We start from the raw sequence: 20,056 nt of genomic DNA on the forward strand, positions 1-20,056 counted from the left end.
GGGTTTCAGGCGTTATTATTGGGTTTGATGAGACTAAAAGCAAAGGGCAAAGTCATGTGCGGTAGATTTGTAAATCATTTAGCGGATATGCATCGCTGGGCAGCCTTGCTAAAGGGTTGGCCTGCAGGCGGCGCATTGAGCTATAACGTTGCCCCTACTACTCAGGTACCTCTACTTACCGCGCAAGGCTCACAGGTGATGAGTTGGGGCTTGGTTCCCGCATGGTCTAAGGAAGCCAAAACACAATACGCCACCTTTAACGCCCGCTTAGAGAGCGCCGCCGAAAAGCCTGCCTTTCGCAATGCTTGGCGAGCAAAGCGCACCTGTATTGTGCCTATGCTCGGCTATTACGAGTGGCGGGTTGAGGGGGGTAAAAAACAACCTTATCTTGTGCAGCATGCATCGCAGCCTTTATTTGTTGCGGGGCTATGGGAGCCGCGCCAAGCTGCCTCATCATTTACCCTACTTACTCGCCCTGCGTGTGAAAACCTAAACGCGTTGCACCCGCGCCAGCCCTGTGTGTTGCCTGTTGAAGCGTTAGAGGGGTGGCTGCAAGGGGATATACAATTAATGGATGAGCCGCCAGTACAGGTGAATCAATATTTGGATTATTACGCGGTATCCACCGAGGTGGGCAGCGTAAGGAATGATCATGAGCGCCTTATTAAGCCGCTTGAGGGCGATAGCGAGCCAGACCTGTTTGGCTGATTAAGTGAGTTTGGCTGATTATGTGGTTTAGCTAAAAAGACTGGCCTAATACCGTTACTCTAATGAGAACCATTAGGGTGTGTATATGCCGCCCAACACCGCTTCACGACTAGCGCCAGTTACTGCAGGGACATTGCCCGGTTGGTTTTCTAGCCTGCGCATAGCCAACCAAGCAAAGGCCATGGCTTCTACCCATGTTGGTGCTATACCAAGCTGCTGGCTCGTTACTGTGGGCTTTTGGGGGTAATGGTGTTGAATGCGTTCAAGTAGGGCGGTGTTAAAGGCTCCGCCGCCACAAATGACCAGCTCAGCGTTGGGGCAGCTTCGTTTTACGCCGTCGGTTAGGCTTATAGCCGTCAATTCTGTGAGCGTGGCCTGCACATCTTCGGGTGGTAGCGGTAAATTCGTTTGGTTTAGACAGGCCTGTAGCCATGTCATATTAAAGTCTTCGCGGCCAGTGCTTTTAGGGGCTGGCAGCGCGAAATAGGGGTGTTGCAGCAATATTTCTAGCAGCGGCTGGTTAAGCTTGCCGGTTTGCGCCCACGCGCCACCTGCGTCGTATTTAGCGCCTTGATTGGCCTCTATCCATGCGTCCATCAACGCGTTCCCAGGGCCTGTATCGTAGCCAGCAATATGGCTATTTGCGGGTAGGCAGGTAATGTTAGCTATACCGCCAATGTTGGCGATACATCTATCGGTTGTAGTGCTGCCAAAAACAGCCGCATGAAACGCTGGCACAAGTGGTGCTCCTTGGCCGCCTAGGGCCACGTCTTTGCGACGAAAATCGGCCACCGTAGCAATGCCGGTAAGGGCAGCAATAGTGTTTGGATCGCCAATTTGTAAGCTAAACGGGCTAGCATAACCGCTGCCTAGCGGGCGGTGGCGCAAGGTTTGGCCGTGGCAACCAATGGCTTGGATTTGTGCTGCGGGTGTTTGGGTGTTGGCCAGTAGTGAGTTCACCGCGTGGGCGTACAATTTGCCCAATTCTACATCCAGCTGACCGAGAGCGTCTATTTCGTTGTTGGCGGGTGTGCACAAGCCTAAAACGTGCTCGCGAATGTGGTTGGGGTAGGCATGCGATTCGCTGCCTACTAGTGCAGGTGTAGCTTGGCTAAAATCTACGAGCGCGACATCAATGCCATCTGCGCTCGTGCCAGACATAACGCCTACAAACAAAGAGGGTTTCATGATAACTGCCTGCTTACAGCGACGACTTCGCCTCGGCACTTTCGCTTAGAATATCTGATGCCGCATAGCGGGTGTTTGTGGTTGGCTCAAGTTCCGCTATCCAAACTTGGGTTTGGTTTTGGAAGCGCGCCATCTCAGATTTTGCTATCGAATCTGCTTTAGGTAGTTTGTTGATAACTGTACGCGGGTTGCGGTGCACGCCGTCTAACAAAAACTCGTAGTGTAAATGTGGGGCTTGCGACAAACCGGTAGAGCCTACACTGCCAATGCGTTGTTTTTGTTTTACTCGGTCGCCTTTTTTAACGAAGCGTTTATGCAGGTGAAGGTATTTGGTTTGAATATTGTTGCCGTGTTGAATAACAATATAGTTGCCGTTGTATTGGGTGTAGCCCGACGCGATAACACGGCCGGCGCCAGCCGCCCATACGGGGGTGCCTCTATCGGCGGCGTAATCGGTGCCGCGGTGAGGCCTAACTACTTTAGTAATAGGGTGCAAGCGCTTGGGGTTAAAGTTAGAGCTTATGCGGCGGAAGTCGAGAGGTGCGCGTAAAAATGCTTTGCGCATGCTGGTGCCATCTGGGGCGTAATAGCTGCTTTCGCCGTCTTCGTTTACATAGCGCACCGCGCGAAACGCTTCGCCTTGGTTAATAAACTCCGCAGCAAGTATCTCTCCATTGCCCAGCTTTTCACCGTCTAAAAATTTCTCTTCGTATAGCACTTTAAAGGTGTCGCCCTTGCGAATATCCAAGGCGAAATCCACGTCCCAACCGAATATGTTGGCAAATTCCATAATCAGGCGGTCGTCTAAATTGGCCTGCATGCCGGCATCAAATAAGCTTGTGCTTATTTTGCCGCTGCGCGAAGCAGAATGGATATCTGGCTGACGAACAATTTCTTCAAAGTCGTAGCCCGAATCTAACTTGGTATATACCAGCTTATTTAGGCGGCTTTTCACATACTGCAGTTCAACCAGTTCGCCTTCATCGCTTATGCTGAACTCTAAGGTATGGCCCGGAAACAGCTTGGTAAGCCGCTTGCTATCTGCATTGCCATTAAGCAGGCCAATCATATGCTTATCGCTGAGGCCCGCACGTTTGAATATAAGGGATAGATTGTCCCCTGAGCGCACCGTTTGGTTTGAAATGCGATAGGGCGTTTGCTTAACCTCTGGGGGAGGCGGCTCTACAGGTAGTGTAATAGGTTGCTCATCTACCTGGCTTAGTGCAGGGATGGCTATTACCTGTTCGTGGCGACTGGCCGAGGCATTATCGCTAGGAAGCATCGATGCGCCGACGAGAACCACAGATAAAGCCGCAACGGCTATAAAGTGCGCGCGTGGAAAGTGCTTAACAAAGCCTAAGGCAGGGCTTTTCTTAATTTTTTCAAAGGCTTCCATTAATAATCTCAGGTACTTCGTCAAATCTTGACAATATTACGCTAATGTATAACAGAAAACTGTACAAATATCATTCGATATTGGAAAACTAAGCAAAAAAAACTTGTGTGTGTTTTGAAGAGTTTGTTTTACCCGTATTTTTCGGTATGGTTGCGCCCTAATTTTACGGTTTAAGCTATAAAGGTAAACAGAGTATGAGTGGTGTGGATACTGGATTGTTAGCAGATTTGGAAGCTCGCGGTCTTATTGCGCAAATGACGGGCGATGATCAATTGGCGGAGCATCTTTCGACCTCTCGCACCTTGTATTGTGGCTTCGACCCCACTGCCGACAGCTTGCATATTGGCAGCCTTGTGCCATTGCTAACGCTTAAGCGTTTTCAGATGGCAGGCCACAAGCCCTTGGCTCTTGTTGGTGGCGCCACGGGCCTTATTGGCGACCCTAGCTTTAAAGCGCAAGAGCGCAAATTAAACACGCCAGATATTGTGGCGGGTTGGGTGGATAAGCTAAAGGCGCAAGTATCACAATTTATTGATTTTGATAGCGGCGAAAACGTGGCAGAAGTAGTCAATAACCTAGATTGGATTGGCTCCGTTAATGTGCTGGATTTTCTGCGCGACGTGGGCAAGCACTTTTCTATTAATAATATGATTCAGAAAGAATCCGTTAAGCAGCGTATAGATCGCGAAGGCGCGGGCATCTCTTTTACTGAATTCACCTATATGATTTTGCAGTCCTACGATTTTGCCGAGCTGTACAAGCAAAATAATTGTACATTGCAAATTGGTGGCTCAGATCAGTGGGGCAATATTACCGGTGGTATCGACTTAGCGCGCCGTATGTACAGTGGTCAAACCTTTGGGTTAACGCTGCCTTTGGTGACTAAATCTGACGGCACTAAGTTTGGTAAAACCGAATCTGGCACCATTTGGTTAGACCCATCTAAGACCTCGCCTTACGCGTTTTATCAATTCTGGTTGAACTCGGCTGACGCCGATGTATATAAATTCTTGCGCTACTTTACCTTTTTAACGCCAAAAGAAATTGACGATATTGAAGCGGCAGATGCAGCAGCGCAAGGGCGGCCACAGGCGCAGGGTATTCTTGCCAAGGAAGTCACTCGTCTGGTGCACGGCGAAGAAGGTTTGGTAGCTGCCGAGCGCATTACTGCGTGTATGTTTAATGGCACATTGGCCGATTTGAGTGAAACAGATTTGGAGCAGCTAAAATTAGATGGCTTGCCTGCAAGCGATTTGGATGTTGGCGCCATTGGCGATACGCCTTTAACCACACTGCTAACCGATTGCGGCATGGCCAAAGCGGGCCGCGAAGTGAAAGATGCGCTAGGCCGCAATGCGGTGTTAATAAACGGCGAAGCCAAAGGGGCGGAACATAATATGCAAGCTGCTGAATGCTTCGCGAAAGAACATGCGTTATTTGGTCGCTTCTTTTTGGTGAAATTAGGTAAAAAGAAAAACCACTTATTTGAAATTGTTTAAACGGCAAATTTAAATGGGTGAGATGTTTTAGGCGCGCTTTGCGGCGCGCTCTAAATTGCCCTACCGCTCGACGCCTGGTTTACTTGGGCGTTGCACTAGCCAATCTTAATCAACATGATGCGAAGTGTGAATAAATAATTGCTTTGTATTGATCTCTTGTTTCAAGCTAATCTTACCCGCGCCGCCTGCGCGCATTAAACTATTTAGCAAAGCTTCGCCTAGGGGTTTAACTAAAATAGTCACGTTATCCTCTAGCTGTAATTGCTTGGCTTTCATTGATTTGTTAGTGGTAGTTAAGTAGTTGTGGTTAGTGGGTTTGCCTATCACTTTCTTAATTTGGGCTAATTCTGCTAAGGCTGTGGCTGTATTATCGAAGCCGGCGTCCACGATGATTGTGTTTGGTTTTAGCTCGCTATCTTTTAGTTCGGCGAGCAGCTTTTGTGTTGATTCTTCTGCAATGACATCGCACCCTCTTTCTCTATAAAACGTAGCCGTATATTCCCGTGCTACTTTATCGGGTTCTACCAAAGCGATCACGGTTTTGGGGGCTATGTCTGGCGCTGTGCTGGTAACAGGTAGCAGATGTAGCGGTTGCTGGTTGTTACTGCTATTGGCAAAAGGCAAATAAACACGAAACACAGAGCCAAGGCCGGGGTAGCTATTCGATTCAGTCTTATGGCCTAGCAACTCCGCGAGCTGATTCACCATTGCCAGCACCGTATCGACTTCGGATTTAAGCTTGGTGCCCGGTGCGGCGCTATGTTTATCGCTGTTGCGAATTTCAAGCACAACTTGTGAATTTTCTACGTGGCAAGCTAGGGTAATTTCCCCGGTGGTGGATTGGCGGAGCGACTGGCAAACAAAATAGCGCAGTGCGTTCTCAAGTATGAGCGGGTCGGAATGTACAAGCAGGTCGGCCGTTTCTACCGCTAACGATAACCCTTTCTTTTGCGCAACCGGCGCAAATACTTCTGCAAGGTTTTCCATTAATTCTTGCACGCGAAAGCTGTGCGCTTCCGGTTTAATAATGTTTGCCTCTAGCATCGCGATATCTTGCAGGGCTTCGAACTTAAAATTTAGCCGATTAAGGTGCGATTTAATCGTTGCGAGTGTGCGTTGCTGTTGCTCAGAATTCGCTTCGCTAAAGGTGTTAACCATTAGGCTTAGTGTATGTAGCGTTGGGCGTAGGTTGGTATCGGCGAGCTCAATAAGGCGCTGCTGGTTATTGGCGGTTATCTCTGCTTGCTGCTCTAAGTTACTCACCTGTTCTTCAAGCTCTTTGTTTTTGGTTCGTAGCGTTAATGAAGCTAACAGCGAGCGGTTTAACCGCATATACATGTAACTGAGCCCAAGTATAAAAATAAGGCAGAACGCGGCGAGCGTGGTTTGAGCTTTGCTTCCAGAGAGCACAAGCCAGATCATCATTGGGATAAATGATGTTAAGAAAAACGCGTAGAAAGCGGGTGCGTAAGCATAGAGCGAGGTGAGTGAGCCAGCCGCCATGCCTGTCAGCACGAAAAACATGAATATTTGATACTGCACTGTGTCTGGCTGAAAAAACATAATGCTGGCAGAAGCCCAGACAATGCCGGATAGCGCACAACCGAAAACAAATAAATCCGCGTAAAACCGACTGAATTCATTGTGTTTGCGTATGCGATACATCAACCAAAAGCTAACCCGAATTGCACATACGGTGAGCATCATTAGCCCCCACCCAATTAATAGGGGTTGCGGGGCAATAGGGCTAAAGCCATAAATTAGTAAGCCTGCTACCGCGAGGTTCACTACCACCATTGCCGTGTTTTGCTGATAAAGAATGGCAACTTGTTCCCGAAGGATTTGTTCTGATTGGGGGGCCATAGCCTTGTGCTCCTTGCTTGTAGCTTTTTTCACGGCGATACGTTTAACGCGCGTGGTCCCACATATTAGCACTAGCGACGATATAGCCATATAGGTTGATTAAATAAGCTGCAATTATGGATGGGATAACCGGAGGGTGGCTGAGTGAAAAACAACCATGAAAACGTATGGATAAGACCATTTGTATGCTCTGCAGGTGTATTTATATTATAAAAAGCTCGAAAAATTTATTATTATCAGGTAGCCTTCTAATGTAAACTTAGTCTTATCTTGTTTTAATAATACGAATCATTTACAACAAAAATAACTCTAATATCTATAGGTTTAATTATGCAGCTCGAAACAATCGACATAGTCCTATTTGTGGCCTATGTCATAGGGTTAATAGCCCTCGCCTTATGGGTGTCCCGCGAAAAACCTGGGCACAATACAAATACTAGCGACTACTTCTTAGCAGGTAATAGCTTACCTTGGTGGGCCATTGGTGCATCGCTTATTGCAGCTAATATCTCGGCAGAGCAAATTATTGGTATGTCTGGCTCTGGTTTTAAAATTGGGCTGGCTATTGCTTCCTACGAGTGGATGGCGGCTATTACGCTCATTATTGTAGGTAAGTATTTTTTACCAGTGTTTTTAAAGCGCGGCATTTATACCATGCCGCAATTCCTAGAGCAGCGCTACGATCACCGTGTTCGTACAATTTTGGCTGTGTTCTGGTTGGGGGTGTACATCTTTGTAAACCTTACCGCCGTTTTGTGGTTGGGCGCTCTGGCAATTAACACCATTACCGGCGTAGATATGATCTACGGCATGATTTTTCTTGGCACCTTCTCAGTTGTTTATTCCCTTTACGGTGGTTTAAAAGCTGTAGCGCTTACCGATATTGTGCAAGTGTTGGTACTGGTGGCTGGGGGGTTGATCCTTTCTTATATTTGTTTGGACTTGCTCGGCAAAGGCGATGGTGTCATTGCAGGCTTTAGCGTGCTTACCCATGCGGTACCCGAAAAGTTCGATATGATATTAGAGGAGGGTAACCCCAACTACATGGACTTGCCTGGCTTGTCTGTACTGCTTGGCGGTATGTGGGTAATGAACGTGTCTTATTGGGGTTTTAACCAATACATTATTCAGCGTACTTTGGCGGCCAAGAGCTTAGCCGAAGGGCAGAAGGGTATTGCTTTCGCCGCCTATCTAAAACTACTTATGCCGGTGATAGTTGTATTGCCGGGTATTGCCGCGGTTATTCTTGCCCCTGATTTAGCAAAACCTGATCAGGCCTACCCAGAAATGATGACCTTAATGCCCTCCGGCATTAAAGGAATTGTGTTTGCTGCGTTAGTGGCTGCCATTGTGTCATCGCTTGGCTCTATGACTAACAGTATCTCTACCATTTTCACTATGGATTTGTACTGTCATATGAAGCCCAACGAGTCACAAACGCATTACGTGACTGTTGGTCGTACCGTAGCGTTGGTGTCGTTAATATTGGCAATTATCTGCGCTAAACCTTTGCTTGGTAGTTTCGATCAGGCTTTCCAATACATTCAAAATTTCACCGGCTTCTTTACGCCGGGTATTTGTGTGTTGTTCCTTTTAGGTCTGTTCTGGAAAAAAGCAACAGCCAATGGCGCGCTTGCGGCCGCGCTAGTATCGTTTGTGGCTTCGATTGCATTCTTTTTTGCGGCGCCCAACGTACCGTTTATGGATCGCGTTGCTATTGTATTTTTGCTTAGCTTTATTACCGCAATATTTGTATCCATATTGGAAGGCAATAAAGATCAAGAGAAAGCGGTGGATTTAGAGGGGATTAACTTTAAAACTAAAACCTCATTCAACATCGCAACACTTGGCGTTATTGCAATTCTTATCGCCTTATACGCCACCTGGTGGTAATAGGTAATAAGGCGGTATTAGTATTAATTTCAGCGGCACCTTCGGGTGCCGTTTTTATTTCTGTATTGTAAGTTTGTAACCAGAATGTCATTGAGTAGTCGCTAAAACGTCATCTCTTCTATTTACCCTGCGCTAAACCGTGAACGTTAGTAAGTGTAAGGAAGAGCGTGTGCTATGCGAGTATCTACCCCATTGTTATCGCAGGTTGGTCATCATGTTGATAGCCGCGTGCGACGTTATCGCGGTGTGTTTTATTGGCCGGCGTATAAACATTACCGACGTTGGCGTTTGGAGCAAAACTACCAAATCCCAGCCGATACGCCATTGGTGGTATTCGATTTTTCTCATACACGTATCGATGGCCCACAGGGACGACGATTCTATGCGCTATTTATCTATTTTATTCGCGCCGGCTATTATCCCGTCTTAAAAGATAGCTACCTGTTTCTAGCCAATATAAACAAGCGCCATAAAGCCTATTGTTTAGAGCACCGCTTCTCTCTAATTAAGAGCTTAAGTGACTTAAAGCGCCCCTATGTGTTGGTAACCGATCGCACCTATAAAAAAACTGAGCCGCAACTGGCGAGTAAAGTTGTAACCATTGATTATAGGCCGGGCTACAGCGAGTCCGACAAATGTTTCCCAATGCCTTTCCCAATGTTTTCGGGGGTATATCGAAACGGGCAAGATCTGATGGTGGATCAGCTGCGGCATGCGCCTAGGCAATGGCAAATATTGTTTGGTGGCGATGCGGCGACCAAAAAGTATTCCCAAGTAACTATTGCCGATGTTTATAGCAAAATCCCCAGAGCAGAAGTACTCGATGTGTTGCGTACCGAGCTTGACGGTGGCGCTATAAAAGAGCCTCTAGCCCAAACAGAACTAGATTGCTTAAAGGCGGAGCCACATCGTGGCTTGGTGATTATCAACACCCGACATTGCCAAATCGACACGGCCGATTGGCTAGCTACCATAGCTAAAGCTAGATTTTTTCTAGCTTGCCCTGGCGTACGCTACCCTATGTCGCATAACGCCATAGAGGCGCTTGCGGTTGGTACCGTGCCAATTATTCAGTACCCAGAGCTTTTTTTCCCGCCGCTAGAGCATAACGTAAACTGCTTGGTGTATAAAAATAAGCAAGAACTTGTGGATGTTTTAAAACGGGCGATGAGCATGCCACCAGAAGATGTTGCGACTTTATCGACTAGGGCGGCAGCTTATTATGATCAGTTTTTGGAGCCTAAAAGGGTTGTGCAGCGGCTGCTTGCGCACAACCCAGGGAATGTGAACCTAAGGCTGTTGCCCTTTCTTAAAAAGGGCGGTGGTTTCGCCTAGCTTGCAGTTACAGGGCTTCTTGGCGAACGAGTTCTGAATCAATTAATGCAATGGCTTCTTTATGAATTTCTTCACAGTAGCGGCGTGCGTCGGCGGGGTTTCCTTCGGTAATGGCATTAAAAATAGCTGCGTGGATGTTGTAGTCGGCAGCTTGCACACCCTTAATTTGGTTGGAGAAACGAATGCTGACCCGCAACGCCGTCTCGATAAAACTGCGTAATTGCACATAAAACGGGTTGCCTGTGGCCATTAGAATACTAATGTGGAATTCAATATCGGCATCTAGTGGATCATCCAGCCCTTTTTCGGCAGCCTTCATTCTAGCTAGCGCTGTTTCTAAATTTCTTAGTTTGGTAACCGTGGCACCAACAGCGGCGAGCTCGGCTGCTGCAGGCTCAATTGCGCCGCGCAACTGTAAAAAGTGCTTTAGCATTTGCAGGGTGGGCTTGCCGCTTAGTATCCAACCCAAAACATCTGTGTCAAACAGGTTCCAGCGGTCGCGGGGTAAAACCCGTATGCCTTGGCGAGGCCGGGAAGATATTAGCCCTTTGGCGGTGAGCATTTTTACCGCTTCGCGCACCGCGCTGCGACTAATGCTAAATTGATCACAAATCTCGGCTTCAGAAGGTAAGCTTTGGGCGACATCGTATTTGCCGTGAACAATCGCTTTACCTAGGTCGTGTACGAGTTGTTGAGTAAGATTTCTGCTGGGACTAGATTCCATTATTATTATTGCCGCTATTTAAGGTCGAAGGAATTTTTGCCGATATTAGCACAGGGGTCTAATAGCGCGAACCTCCTTGATAGAGGAAACGCTTCTATATACAGCAGAAATTTAATTTTTACGTGTTTATATCACTTCTGCTGTGTAGCTCTTTACATATCGCTTAGTGTTTTACCTGTGCGCTGCTGAAGTTGTTTGGTCGTATTTTCTGGAATGCAAACGGTTACAAAATTGGTTAAAGAAAATCATTTCGTTTTAAGTAAGTTAAAACCTAACACATTATCAAATAGTCATACTTAATGTCACTTCCCTTATTTATCCCTTCTTTTTTCAAATCGCTGTTATTTCTTCTAAATTTCCAACCCTTTACTTTCATTGCACTAAACTCTTTTAAAGAGAGCCAAATTTCATTTGACTTTAACTTCACTGAATTAAGGATTAAATGGATGCAAGGGTTGGCGTTCATTTCAAATTTTGAGACGTATTTGGGTTTGCTGCGCTAACACATAACTTTAGCCCTAGGGCGATTTCGCAAATTTGTACGTTTACTGTTGGGAAGCATTGGGTTTCTCAAGAATGAATACATTGCTTGGTATCCAGTTTGATTGTCGTATCAGCTTCGGTCGACGATTAAATAGCGCATAAGTTGCCTTTATGGCATGTTATGGTCATAATGACAAATATTGGTGCGCTAGTGTACAGCCGTATACACCAAGAGCGTACAGATCCAGCGGGATTGCTGAGGTTACGGTATTAATAATCAATAAAATGCTTAGTTAGATAAAAATAAAAAACAGGCGGGAAAAAGCGTAAAACCCAAAATCGAAGTCGTTTTTAGATGGTTAAGGTCGCGTTTTTTTCATTCACTTTAGAATTTTTTCAACCAAAAAAATCAACCTATAATAACAACGGGGAATATCTATGGTTTATCGACAAGATAAAACAGAAGAAAACTTGCTTCATCGCGGCTTATTCAAGCGCACCGCGCTAGCGGCTTGTGTGATGGCTTTGTCTTCTTCACCTTCATTTGCTCAGGAAGAGGGTGCAGACTTAGAGGAAGTTATTGTTACAGGCACACGTGCAAACTTGCAGAATGCGCAAGACATAAAGCGTGAAGCGGATACATTTGTGGATGCGATTTCTGCAAAAGATATCGGTTCGTTGCCTGATCGAAGTGTATTGGAAGCTATTCAGCGTTTGCCTGGTGTATCGGTAGAGCGCTTCGCTGGGCCTGATGACCCTGATCACTTTAGTGTGGAAGGTTCTGGTGCTGTTATTCGTGGTATGACTCAAACCCGTTCAGAATTTAATGGTCGCGACTCATTCACTGCGAACTCTGGTCGAGGCCTTTCTTTCCAAGACGTTTCTCCAGAGTTGATGGGGGGCGTTGATGTATATAAAAACCAAACTGCAGACATGATAGAAGGCGGTATTGGTGGAACAATTAGCTTAAAGACACGTAAGCCATTTGATGCAGAGGGTAGAGTTCTTTCGTTTAGTGGCGATATGTCTCGTGGCGATATGGCGAAAGAGTGGACGCCTACCGTTTCCGGTTTATTCAGTGACCGCTGGGATACAAGTATTGGTGAGTTTGGTTTACTTCTAAATGCTGCCGATTCAAGTTTACGTGGTCGCTCTCATGGTATTCAGTCTGATGCATATGTGCAATATAGCGCTGCAGATATTCGCGGGGCTGAAGAGTTTGTTGATGGTGACGGAATTGTTTGGATGCCAAACGGTTCAAACTTGCTAGACAAAGATGATGACCGTCACCGTTCCGGTTTTGCTGCAACAGTACAGTGGGAAAATCCCGATGATACGCTGCTTGCTACTTTTGAATACATTCGATCAGAAGCGACTTTGGCTTGGACTGAGCGGGCTCTGAAGTATCAGGGCGGTTATTATGATGAAGACGCACAGACAGATATTCGTCGTACGCGTCCTGCGGATGCCTTCATCAATAACAACATCCATGGTGTAAACGAAGATACCGAATTCCAATTTTCTAATGACGGTGTTTTTGAAGCGGGCTTCCTAACCGATACTGATGGTTGGCGAGTTGCTGATGATAATATCGATCATGTTGCACGTGCATCATGGTCTGATAATGGTCAAGATCAATTCGGCCATAAATTCCAAACTGACACTCGTGTTAAAAAAACCAATACCTTAGTGGAAGACTTCTCTATTAATTTGAAATGGTCTCCAACAGAGCAAATCGATGTTGAGTGGGATGCTCAATACATTCAGGCTGAAAGCCGCGATGATGATGTTGTTGTAATGCTTGGTATTTATGCTTTGCAAGATTACGACACGCGTGGTGATACTCCAACGCTAAATATTTACGAGCCTTGGGGTGGTGTTCGTGATGCTGCTCGTGCATCTGGTGATGACCGTTTTGAAACCTATCCCACAGCAGCCTTTACTGACTATCCAGGGTTTAGTGGCGATCCAGATGGGGATGCTAACTATTTCCAAGACTCCAATAACTATTGGTGGCGTTCTGCGATGGATCACTATGAGCGCTCTGAAGGTGATTCGTTTGCAACTCGTTTAGACGGTACTTACCACTTTGAAGATGTTCCATTCGTGCGCTCCGTTAAGGCTGGCGTTCGCTACGCTAAGCGAGAGCAGTTGGTGCGTGCGACTGGTTGGAACTGGGGTAGCTTAGGCCCCGAGTTTTCAGGCGGCAATCGTGCACATTGGCTTGCCGAAACTCCTGGTCAGCAGGATGACTGGGAGCTGGTGGATTGGAGTGATTTCCACGGTGGTGGTGTGGCGAATATCCCTGGTGGGCAGTTAGCTCACGCTTCTGAGGATTTCGTTAAGAGTTTGGTTGCTGGTCGCGGCGGTAGTGCAGAATTAAGTGATGCTGGTAATTGGCAACCTTATCAAGATCGTTCAAATGTTGATGATGAATACGGTCTGTTTTCTCCCGGTGAAATTTATAAAACAACTGAAACTAACAATGCGGCATACGTAAGAGTTGATTTTGGCTCTGATGACTTTGCAATGCGTTTCAGTGGTAACGTGGGGTTGCGTTACGTGTCTCTAGATCGCGAGGCCCAAGGCTCCATTCAATTCCCAGATTTAGTACCCGACCATGCAGTTCCTTCTGATTGGTCTATGCCTTTAGATCGTGACGCAGTAGTTGCTTTTGTTGATACAGAGGTTGCGGCAACAGGCGTGATGGATAACATTCCAGACCCTGGTAATGACCCAGATTCAGCTGAGTGGCAAGAGTATGAGGACCGTGTAGTAGCGATTGATCAAGAGTACGCTGCTGTTTTATCTGCGAACGAATGGATTGGTGATGCTCGAAATTGGTTGACTCAAGAAGAGCGCAATTTTGGTAACGATCAGGAAGTGCTATCTGTTCAAGAAGCCAGCTTTGATATGTTACTTCCTAGTTTGAACCTTAAAGTTGAAGTAACTGACGATCTCGTAGCTCGATTTGCAGTGTCAAAGGCCGTTGCGTTGCCTGATATGGAGCAAGTTAAAAATCAAGCTGCTCTGGGTAACTTGGAGGTTCAGGAAAGCAGATACGAAGTACCTAATCCCGATCCAGATGCTGCGCCAGAGCCTACCCCTATTCGAACAGCAGACCTTCGTTTGCTAACCGAGGCGTACGTGCCTGGGTGGACAGGAGATGGTGGTAACCCACAATTGAAACCAATGGAAAGTGTTCAATGGGATTTATCGTTGGAATGGTATTTCAGCGATGTAGGCTCTTTGACAACAAGTCTATTCCATAAAGATTTGGAAAACTTCTTTATCTCTGGGGCATTTCCTAAGTCTTATACCAATCCATCGGGTGTGTCGCAGGTTGCTGACGTAACTCATACTATTAACTCGGGTACGGGTAAAATGGATGGTGTAGAAATAGCTTATCAGCAATTCTACGATATGCTACCAGAGCCATTTGATGGATTCGGTATACAAGCTACTTATACTTACATTGAGGCAAGTGGGATTCCTAATAATCAGCTTTCGCCAGATGAGGATGGGTTCACCGATACGGTGAATGACACAGGTGCTCGGGTTGCTCTCGAGGATGTGCCTTTGCAAGGGCAGTCTAAGCACACCGCTAACTTCGTGTTAATGTATGAGAAGTATGATTGGAATGCTCGTTTAGCGTATAACTGGCGTTCTAAGTATTTGCTCACCACCCGCGATGTGATCAGTAAGTACCCATTATGGTATGACGATCATGGCCAACTTGATGGTTCTGTCTTTTACGACGTGAATGATAACGTAACCGTGGGAGTTCAGTTGAATAACATCACTAACTCTCAGTCTGAGACGATCATGATTCTTGACGGCAAAGGAACTGAGGCGGGGCGCTCATGGTTTGTGCAGGACCGCAGAGCCTCCTTGGTGGTACGAGCTAATTTCTAAGAAAATAGCTCTACAAAGCTAAGTAATGCGCATAGTGAAAGCTGTGCGCATTTTTTTTGTGCTAAATATAGCAAAGCCGCTTTAATTTAATTGGCCAAAGTGGCATTGTTGGAATCATATTTGTGATTTGCAAAACACTGAGTTTATATATACAGCGTTTTGCTCTATTTAGCGTTTGCACGCGTACCGAGTAGTGTTGTTATTAGGTAAAGCGCAATGTATAAAATAAAAAAAATAATGATTGTGGGCGGTGGTACTTCCGGTTGGATGACGGCAGCCGCTCTGGCTAAGTTTCTAATTCCCCACGGTATTGATATCGAATTGATCGAGTCGAGCGCGATCAGCTCGGTTGGAGTAGGGGAGGCGACTATTCCGCATATTCGGGTGTTCAACGATATGTTAGGAATTGATGAAAATGAATTTATTCGAGAGACGGGGGCCACCTATAAGCTCGCGATACGGTTTGATGGCTGGGGAGAAAAGAATTCGTCTTATTTCCATCCGTTCGGTGTGAGTGGGTTCCCCATAAATGGTATCGACTTTCACCATTATTGGCTTCGCTTGAAGCAAGAGGCTGAGGTTTCTGAATACGGTGCATACTCTTTTGCTGCGGTTGCAGCAAATTTAAAACGTTTCGGATACCCTGCCTCTAATCCCAACTCACCCGCGCATGATTTTAGTTATGCCTTCCATATTGATGCGTCAAAGTATGCGTCTTTTCTTAAGTCTCGTGCGCTCGCTGCGGGTGTAACCTATATCGATGGGAAAGTGACAGAGGTGACACGGGATAAAGAGGGTGCAATAAATGCTGTTCAGTTGGATTCTGGAGAGTTTTTTGTGGCAGACTTTTTTATCGATTGCTCGGGTTTTCGCTCGTTACTGCTTGGTGAGTCTTTGGGGGTTGAGTTTGAGTCATGGGCGAAATGGTTGCCCTGTGATAGTGCTTATGCTGTTCCTTCTGAAGCCCTTTCTTCGCCTCCGTCATACACACTTTCTAGTGCTCAGTTATCTGGGTGGCAATGGCGAATACCGTTGCAGCACCGTACTGGGAATGGTTTGGTGTTTTCCTCGTCGCATCAAACCAACGAAAGTGCACTAAGTACTTTACTCGGCAATGTAAGCGAGCCTATTACAGCGGATCCCAAGTTGCTTCGTTTTGAAGCGGGGAAGCGTAAACAAAGTTGGGAAAAAAATTGCGTGGCAATAGGTTTGTCAGCGGGATTTCTTGAGCCGCTGGAGTCGACGAGCTTGTATCTTGTTCAAGTCGCTGTGCAGAAATTTTTGGAGTTATTTTCCTGTGAGGCGGCTATAGGTACGACAGAAATGAACGCGTTCAATTATTTGATCAATATTGAGTACGAGCGGATTAGAGATTTTTTGGTGCTTCATTATTATGCTAATAATCGAAAAGATTCGGATTTTTGGGCGGATTGTCGAGAAGTGGCAATACCTAGTTCGTTAGAGGAGAAACTGGAAATTTTTAGGTGTGGAGCGGGTGTGGTGGAATACCGTCATGGGTTGTTTATGCCTGCTAGTTGGCTGGCGGTTTATTTGGGACAGGGGGTGGTGCCAGTAACTTATGATCCACGCTTGAAGAAGATGCCTCTGGGTAAAATGAAGGCTTTTTTGGCGCAAGTGGAATGGGATGTGCAGAGGGCTGTAGAAAGGTACGAGTCTCACTCGTTGTTTGTTTTGAGGGCTAACTCGAAAGCGAGCGGAGCTTACCCTCCTGCATCTATGAGTTTGTATGGAGCCCCACGATGAATCGTCCGCTATCTACGATAATAGTATATGGCGGGGGGTACTTGTCTGCGGCTGTGGCGCTAGCGCTAGGAGCTGGCCTAAGAAGCCAAGGAGTTCAGATCGGTGTACTTCATTCCGATGTAGAGGGCTCTAGAGATATCAGGCTTTTCGGTGCTGAGCTAGAGTCTTTTTGTCATTTGGCGAGTATTGACTTTATTGAGCTGGTAACGGAATCGGGCGGTGACCTGGTGCTGGGGTATCAGCATCATGATCGTTCCGGAAGTCGCATCGTCCCCTTTGGTGGTTATGGTTTACAGCCATATAGCTGGAGTTTGGAGCAAGGGGTTCTGGCCAGTGGTAGGCTAAGGTCTACTTGTGACTTATCTGAATTCAGTTTGTCTGCAGAAGCTATTAAGGCCAAGCGATTCGCATTGGCGGCGCCAGCGAGGCCCGACCTACAAGAAGCGCTAACGCCTGGTGCACTGTTAGATGTCTCTCTATTAAAGTTGTACTTACATAAGCTTTGTCGTGCTCGGGGAATAAAGTTAGTTGCGTGTGGTACCGGCGAGTTGGGTGTTGCTGTAAGTGAAGGGCGCGTGGTTTCGATCGAAAGTGAGGCGGGCAGACTTAACGCTGAGTTTTGGGTGGACGCTAGCGATGAGCAAGAGTTGCTCTCCATATTCTCGAAGGTGGAACTTCGTTCTTCTGTGAGAGAGTGCGTTATTGAGGAGCTAACAGCTTCGCATGATAAGCACTCAATGCCCCAAGTGGAGTTCACTTATATTAACGGGGTGGCCGGGACGCGATTTTCTGGCGGGCGTCTGACTGGTGACCAGCGGAGCTACACTGTTCGCGAAAAGCTAGAGGAGGAGGTCGGCCTATGTTTTGCCTCGGTGCAGCCCTGGGTTGGGAACTGTTTGTCGGTCTCGTATATGGGGTGTTTGGTCGGGCAGCCCCTGTTGAGCCCGCTTCATCTTGCGATGCTTGCTGTGACTTCTTGGTTGGATAAATGCCCTAGTTTTGACAATATGATAACTATGTCTAAATGGCATAACCTTGCTTGGGGGGCGGTAGTAAAGGAAGTGCTAGCGTTTTCCTGGTTGTCGTTGGGGGTGGATTTGAAAAAGGTGTGCGAGCAAGCCGAGAGCTTGGGCGGGCTCTATCGTGATACGGCGCTTTGGGTGCAGCTGCTTGTGGCTACTTACGGCAGAGTGGGGAAGGTACTGCCATTGGAGAGTGATGCAGTTTCCGAGTCTCACTGGCTGTGGGTGTTAGATAAAGAGTGTGGGATAGTAGAGAGAAGCAGTGTTTTGGTTGATGGTCACACGCGGTCATCTGCGGAAAAAGCGCGTGTTCAGATTTCAGAAATGGTGAAAACCATGCCTTCATATAGCGAGTTTACAAAAAAACTATTTGGTTAGAAGTTATGAATAATAATATTAAGAAAATTTTGATCGTTGGTGGAGGTACCGCCGGCTGGATGGCTGCCGCAGCAATGGGAAAACTGTTAAAAAGCCGCCTATGTGATATTGAGCTAATTGAGTCAGAAGAGATTGGCACTGTGGGGGTTGGTGAAGCAACTATCCCGCAATTGCAATTGTTTAATAAATTATTGGAAATCGATGAGGATGAGTTTGTTCGTGAAACATCCGGTTCGTTTAAGTTGGGCATCCAGTTTGTTAACTGGGGTGAGATAGGGAGTTCTTATATTCATGCATTTGGCGATGTCGGAAAAAATATGGAGGGAATTCCTTTTTACCATTATTGGTTGCGAGCTTTTAATTCTGGTTTGGCAACGCACATAGATGATTACACTTTGTCATCCTTAGCGTGCCATCAGGAGCGTTTTATGCGCTCCGTCGATGCAGGTAATTCTCCGCTTTCAAATATCGCATATGCATATCATTTTGATGCTACTAAGTACGCAAAGTACTTAAGGAAATATGCAGAGTCTAAGGGGGTGGTGCGCACTGAAGGTAAGGTTGTTGAAACAGTATTACACGATGATGGTTTTATTAAAGGGGTGCGACTAGAGTCCGGTGAATTTAAGGAGGCAGACCTTTTTGTTGATTGTTCTGGTTTCAGGGGGCTTCTGATCGAGGAGGCCTTAAAAACGGGTTATGAGGATTGGTCGCATTGGTTGCCTTGTAATGCAGCGGTAGCGGTTGGATGTGAGTCTTCGGGCGATCCTTTGCCGTATACTCGGGCCACGGCTCATTCTGCTGGATGGCAGTGGAGAATACCTCTTCAGCACCGAATCGGAAATGGGCACGTTTTTTGTGAAAAGTATATGGGTGAGGATGAGGCAACTTCAATACTCTTGAATAATCTAGATGGTGCGCCAATTGGAACTCCGCGTACACTTAGATTTAAAACTGGACACAGGAAAAAGTTTTGGAATAAAAACTGTGTAACCTTGGGGTTGGCTAGTGGCTTTATGGAGCCTTTAGAGTCCACAAGTATTCATCTCGTTCAAACTGCACTTGCAAAGTTGTTTAGTTTTTTTCCGAATAAAAATTTCGATGAAGTAGATATTGATGAATACAATAGGCAGACTCAGTTTGAGTACGAGCGTATTAGGGATTTTTTAATTCTTCACTACTGTGCGACAAATAGAAATGATTCTGAGTTTTGGAATTATTGTCGAACTATGGATCTTCCCGAAGCATTGGTTCAAAAAATGGATCAGTTTAAGTGTAATGGACGTATTTTCCGCCATAATTATGAGCTATTTTCTGATTTAAGTTGGTTTGAAGTGATGTTGGGGCAGGGGATTATGCCGTCGGGGTATAGTCCTTTGGTTGATGTTTTTAGCGATGAAGAGCTAAAACGGAGAATGGATAGCATCAAAGGGGTTGTGCAGAGATCCGTTGAAAAAATGCCTAAGCATCAGGAGTTTATAAATTTGCACTGTAAAGTTTAGGTTTGGCAGGTGCTGCCGCTAGTGAAGCGGCAGCGACTTAGCATTAGGTGTTTAGGCTAGCTGCTCCCGCAGACGCTAAACAAATATGGGTCTCTGCGTCTAAATTTGTCGCTTCTTTATATGGTTTAAGTATTGCGTTGGAGATTGCTTCTGCTTTTACTTTGGGCACCAAAGCCACCACACACCCACCAAACCCTCCGCCGGTCATCCTCACACCGCCGTCGTTATCCAAGTGCTCGCCAACTAAGTCAACAAGTAAGTCTATTTGCGAGGTGGTTACCTCAAAGTCATCGCGCATGGATATATGTGATTCGGCCATTAGTTTATTTAACAATGTGTAGTTCTTGTTGGCTAGCGCTTCCGCTGCGTCAATGGTGCGTTGATTT

Annotated in this window: 13 protein-coding genes (1 of these 13 only partly in view); 8 read left to right on the forward strand and 5 right to left on the reverse strand. The window is 46.4% G+C overall.

Annotated elements, in window-relative coordinates:
- The first annotated feature begins 54 nt into the window (after positions 1–54).
- The gene (locus SDE_RS05685; RefSeq protein ID WP_011467567.1) at positions 55–708 is read left to right on the forward strand and encodes an SOS response-associated peptidase; all 654 of its coding nucleotides are present in this window, start codon (positions 55–57) and stop codon (positions 706–708) included.
- A 72-nt stretch (positions 709–780) separates the two neighbouring features.
- On the opposite strand, the gene SDE_RS05690 is transcribed toward SDE_RS05685, so the two are convergent.
- Positions 781–1,896: an anhydro-N-acetylmuramic acid kinase gene (locus SDE_RS05690; RefSeq protein ID WP_011467568.1), complete on the reverse strand. Its 1,116-nt coding sequence runs from the start codon at positions 1,894–1,896 to the stop codon at positions 781–783.
- 13 nt (positions 1,897–1,909) lie between these two features.
- The gene (locus SDE_RS05695; RefSeq protein WP_011467569.1) at positions 1,910–3,292 is read right to left on the reverse strand and encodes a peptidoglycan DD-metalloendopeptidase family protein; all 1,383 of its coding nucleotides are present in this window, start codon (positions 3,290–3,292) and stop codon (positions 1,910–1,912) included.
- 194 nt (positions 3,293–3,486) lie between these two features.
- Between SDE_RS05695 and tyrS the strand changes: the two genes are divergently transcribed.
- A complete protein-coding gene (gene tyrS / locus SDE_RS05700) occupies positions 3,487–4,791 on the forward strand; it encodes a tyrosine--tRNA ligase (protein WP_011467570.1) in 1,305 nt (434 codons plus the stop codon).
- A gap of 105 nt (positions 4,792–4,896) precedes the next feature.
- Here the strand turns inward: tyrS and SDE_RS05705 are convergent, their stop codons facing one another.
- A complete protein-coding gene (locus SDE_RS05705; protein ID WP_143710851.1) occupies positions 4,897–6,654 on the reverse strand; it encodes a sensor histidine kinase in 1,758 nt (585 codons plus the stop codon).
- 330 nt (positions 6,655–6,984) lie between these two features.
- On the opposite strand from SDE_RS05705, the gene SDE_RS05710 reads away from it, so the two are divergent.
- Positions 6,985–8,547: a sodium/sugar symporter gene (locus tag SDE_RS05710; protein ID WP_011467572.1), complete on the forward strand. Its 1,563-nt coding sequence runs from the start codon at positions 6,985–6,987 to the stop codon at positions 8,545–8,547.
- A 174-nt stretch (positions 8,548–8,721) separates the two neighbouring features.
- Positions 8,722–9,882 (forward strand): glycosyltransferase, encoded by a 1,161-nt coding sequence (locus SDE_RS05715; protein WP_011467573.1) that lies wholly within the window; start codon positions 8,722–8,724, stop codon positions 9,880–9,882.
- Positions 9,883–9,889: 7 nt separating this feature from the next.
- On the opposite strand, the gene SDE_RS05720 is transcribed toward SDE_RS05715, so the two are convergent.
- Entirely contained in the window at positions 9,890–10,606 is a 717-nt protein-coding gene (locus SDE_RS05720; protein ID WP_011467574.1) for a FadR/GntR family transcriptional regulator, read from the reverse strand.
- A gap of 921 nt (positions 10,607–11,527) precedes the next feature.
- Here SDE_RS05720 and SDE_RS05730 point away from each other — a divergent pair.
- From SDE_RS05730 to SDE_RS05745, 4 genes are all read left to right on the forward strand, one after another.
- Positions 11,528–15,004, forward strand: coding sequence for a TonB-dependent receptor (locus SDE_RS05730; protein ID WP_011467575.1), 3,477 nt, complete (start codon positions 11,528–11,530; stop codon positions 15,002–15,004).
- Positions 15,005–15,220: 216 nt separating this feature from the next.
- Positions 15,221–16,768, forward strand: coding sequence for a tryptophan halogenase family protein (locus SDE_RS05735; protein ID WP_011467576.1), 1,548 nt, complete (start codon positions 15,221–15,223; stop codon positions 16,766–16,768).
- Positions 16,765–18,168 carry a tryptophan 7-halogenase gene (locus tag SDE_RS05740; protein ID WP_011467577.1) on the forward strand — a complete coding sequence of 468 codons (1,404 nt, stop codon included), beginning with the start codon at positions 16,765–16,767 and terminating at the stop codon, positions 18,166–18,168. Before SDE_RS05735 ends, SDE_RS05740 begins: the two co-directional genes overlap by 4 nt.
- A 5-nt stretch (positions 18,169–18,173) precedes the next feature.
- Positions 18,174–19,670: a tryptophan halogenase family protein gene (locus tag SDE_RS05745; RefSeq protein WP_011467578.1), complete on the forward strand. Its 1,497-nt coding sequence runs from the start codon at positions 18,174–18,176 to the stop codon at positions 19,668–19,670.
- Positions 19,671–19,713: 43 nt separating this feature from the next.
- On the opposite strand, the gene galK is transcribed toward SDE_RS05745, so the two are convergent.
- Positions 19,714–20,056, reverse strand: partial view of a galactokinase gene (galK, locus tag SDE_RS05750; protein ID WP_011467579.1) — the 3' end only. 815 nt of this gene lie beyond the right edge of the window; 343 of the gene's 1,158 nt are visible here — the last part of the coding sequence; its start codon lies off the right edge, out of view — the gene reads right to left on this strand; it ends in the stop codon at positions 19,714–19,716.

It is taken from the genome of Saccharophagus degradans 2-40, from assembly GCF_000013665.1.
Taxonomy (GTDB): Bacteria; Pseudomonadota; Gammaproteobacteria; order Pseudomonadales; family Cellvibrionaceae; genus Saccharophagus; species Saccharophagus degradans.

Coding starts and splice junctions, on each gene's coding strand:
- SDE_RS05735 (WP_011467576.1), top strand. CDS start 15,221: ATGTATAAAATAAAAAAAATAATGATTGTGGGCGGTGGTACTTCCGGT.
- SDE_RS05685 (WP_011467567.1), top strand. CDS start 55: ATGTGCGGTAGATTTGTAAATCATTTAGCGGATATGCATCGCTGGGCA.
- SDE_RS05745 (WP_011467578.1), top strand. CDS start 18,174: ATGAATAATAATATTAAGAAAATTTTGATCGTTGGTGGAGGTACCGCC.
- SDE_RS05740 (WP_011467577.1), top strand. CDS start 16,765: ATGAATCGTCCGCTATCTACGATAATAGTATATGGCGGGGGGTACTTG.
- SDE_RS05730 (WP_011467575.1), top strand. CDS start 11,528: ATGGTTTATCGACAAGATAAAACAGAAGAAAACTTGCTTCATCGCGGC.
- SDE_RS05705 (WP_143710851.1), bottom strand. CDS start 6,654: ATGGCCCCCCAATCAGAACAAATCCTTCGGGAACAAGTTGCCATTCTT.
- SDE_RS05695 (WP_011467569.1), bottom strand. CDS start 3,292: ATGGAAGCCTTTGAAAAAATTAAGAAAAGCCCTGCCTTAGGCTTTGTT.
- SDE_RS05715 (WP_011467573.1), top strand. CDS start 8,722: ATGCGAGTATCTACCCCATTGTTATCGCAGGTTGGTCATCATGTTGAT.
- SDE_RS05710 (WP_011467572.1), top strand. CDS start 6,985: ATGCAGCTCGAAACAATCGACATAGTCCTATTTGTGGCCTATGTCATA.
- tyrS (WP_011467570.1), top strand. CDS start 3,487: ATGAGTGGTGTGGATACTGGATTGTTAGCAGATTTGGAAGCTCGCGGT.
- SDE_RS05720 (WP_011467574.1), bottom strand. CDS start 10,606: ATGGAATCTAGTCCCAGCAGAAATCTTACTCAACAACTCGTACACGAC.
- SDE_RS05690 (WP_011467568.1), bottom strand. CDS start 1,896: ATGAAACCCTCTTTGTTTGTAGGCGTTATGTCTGGCACGAGCGCAGAT.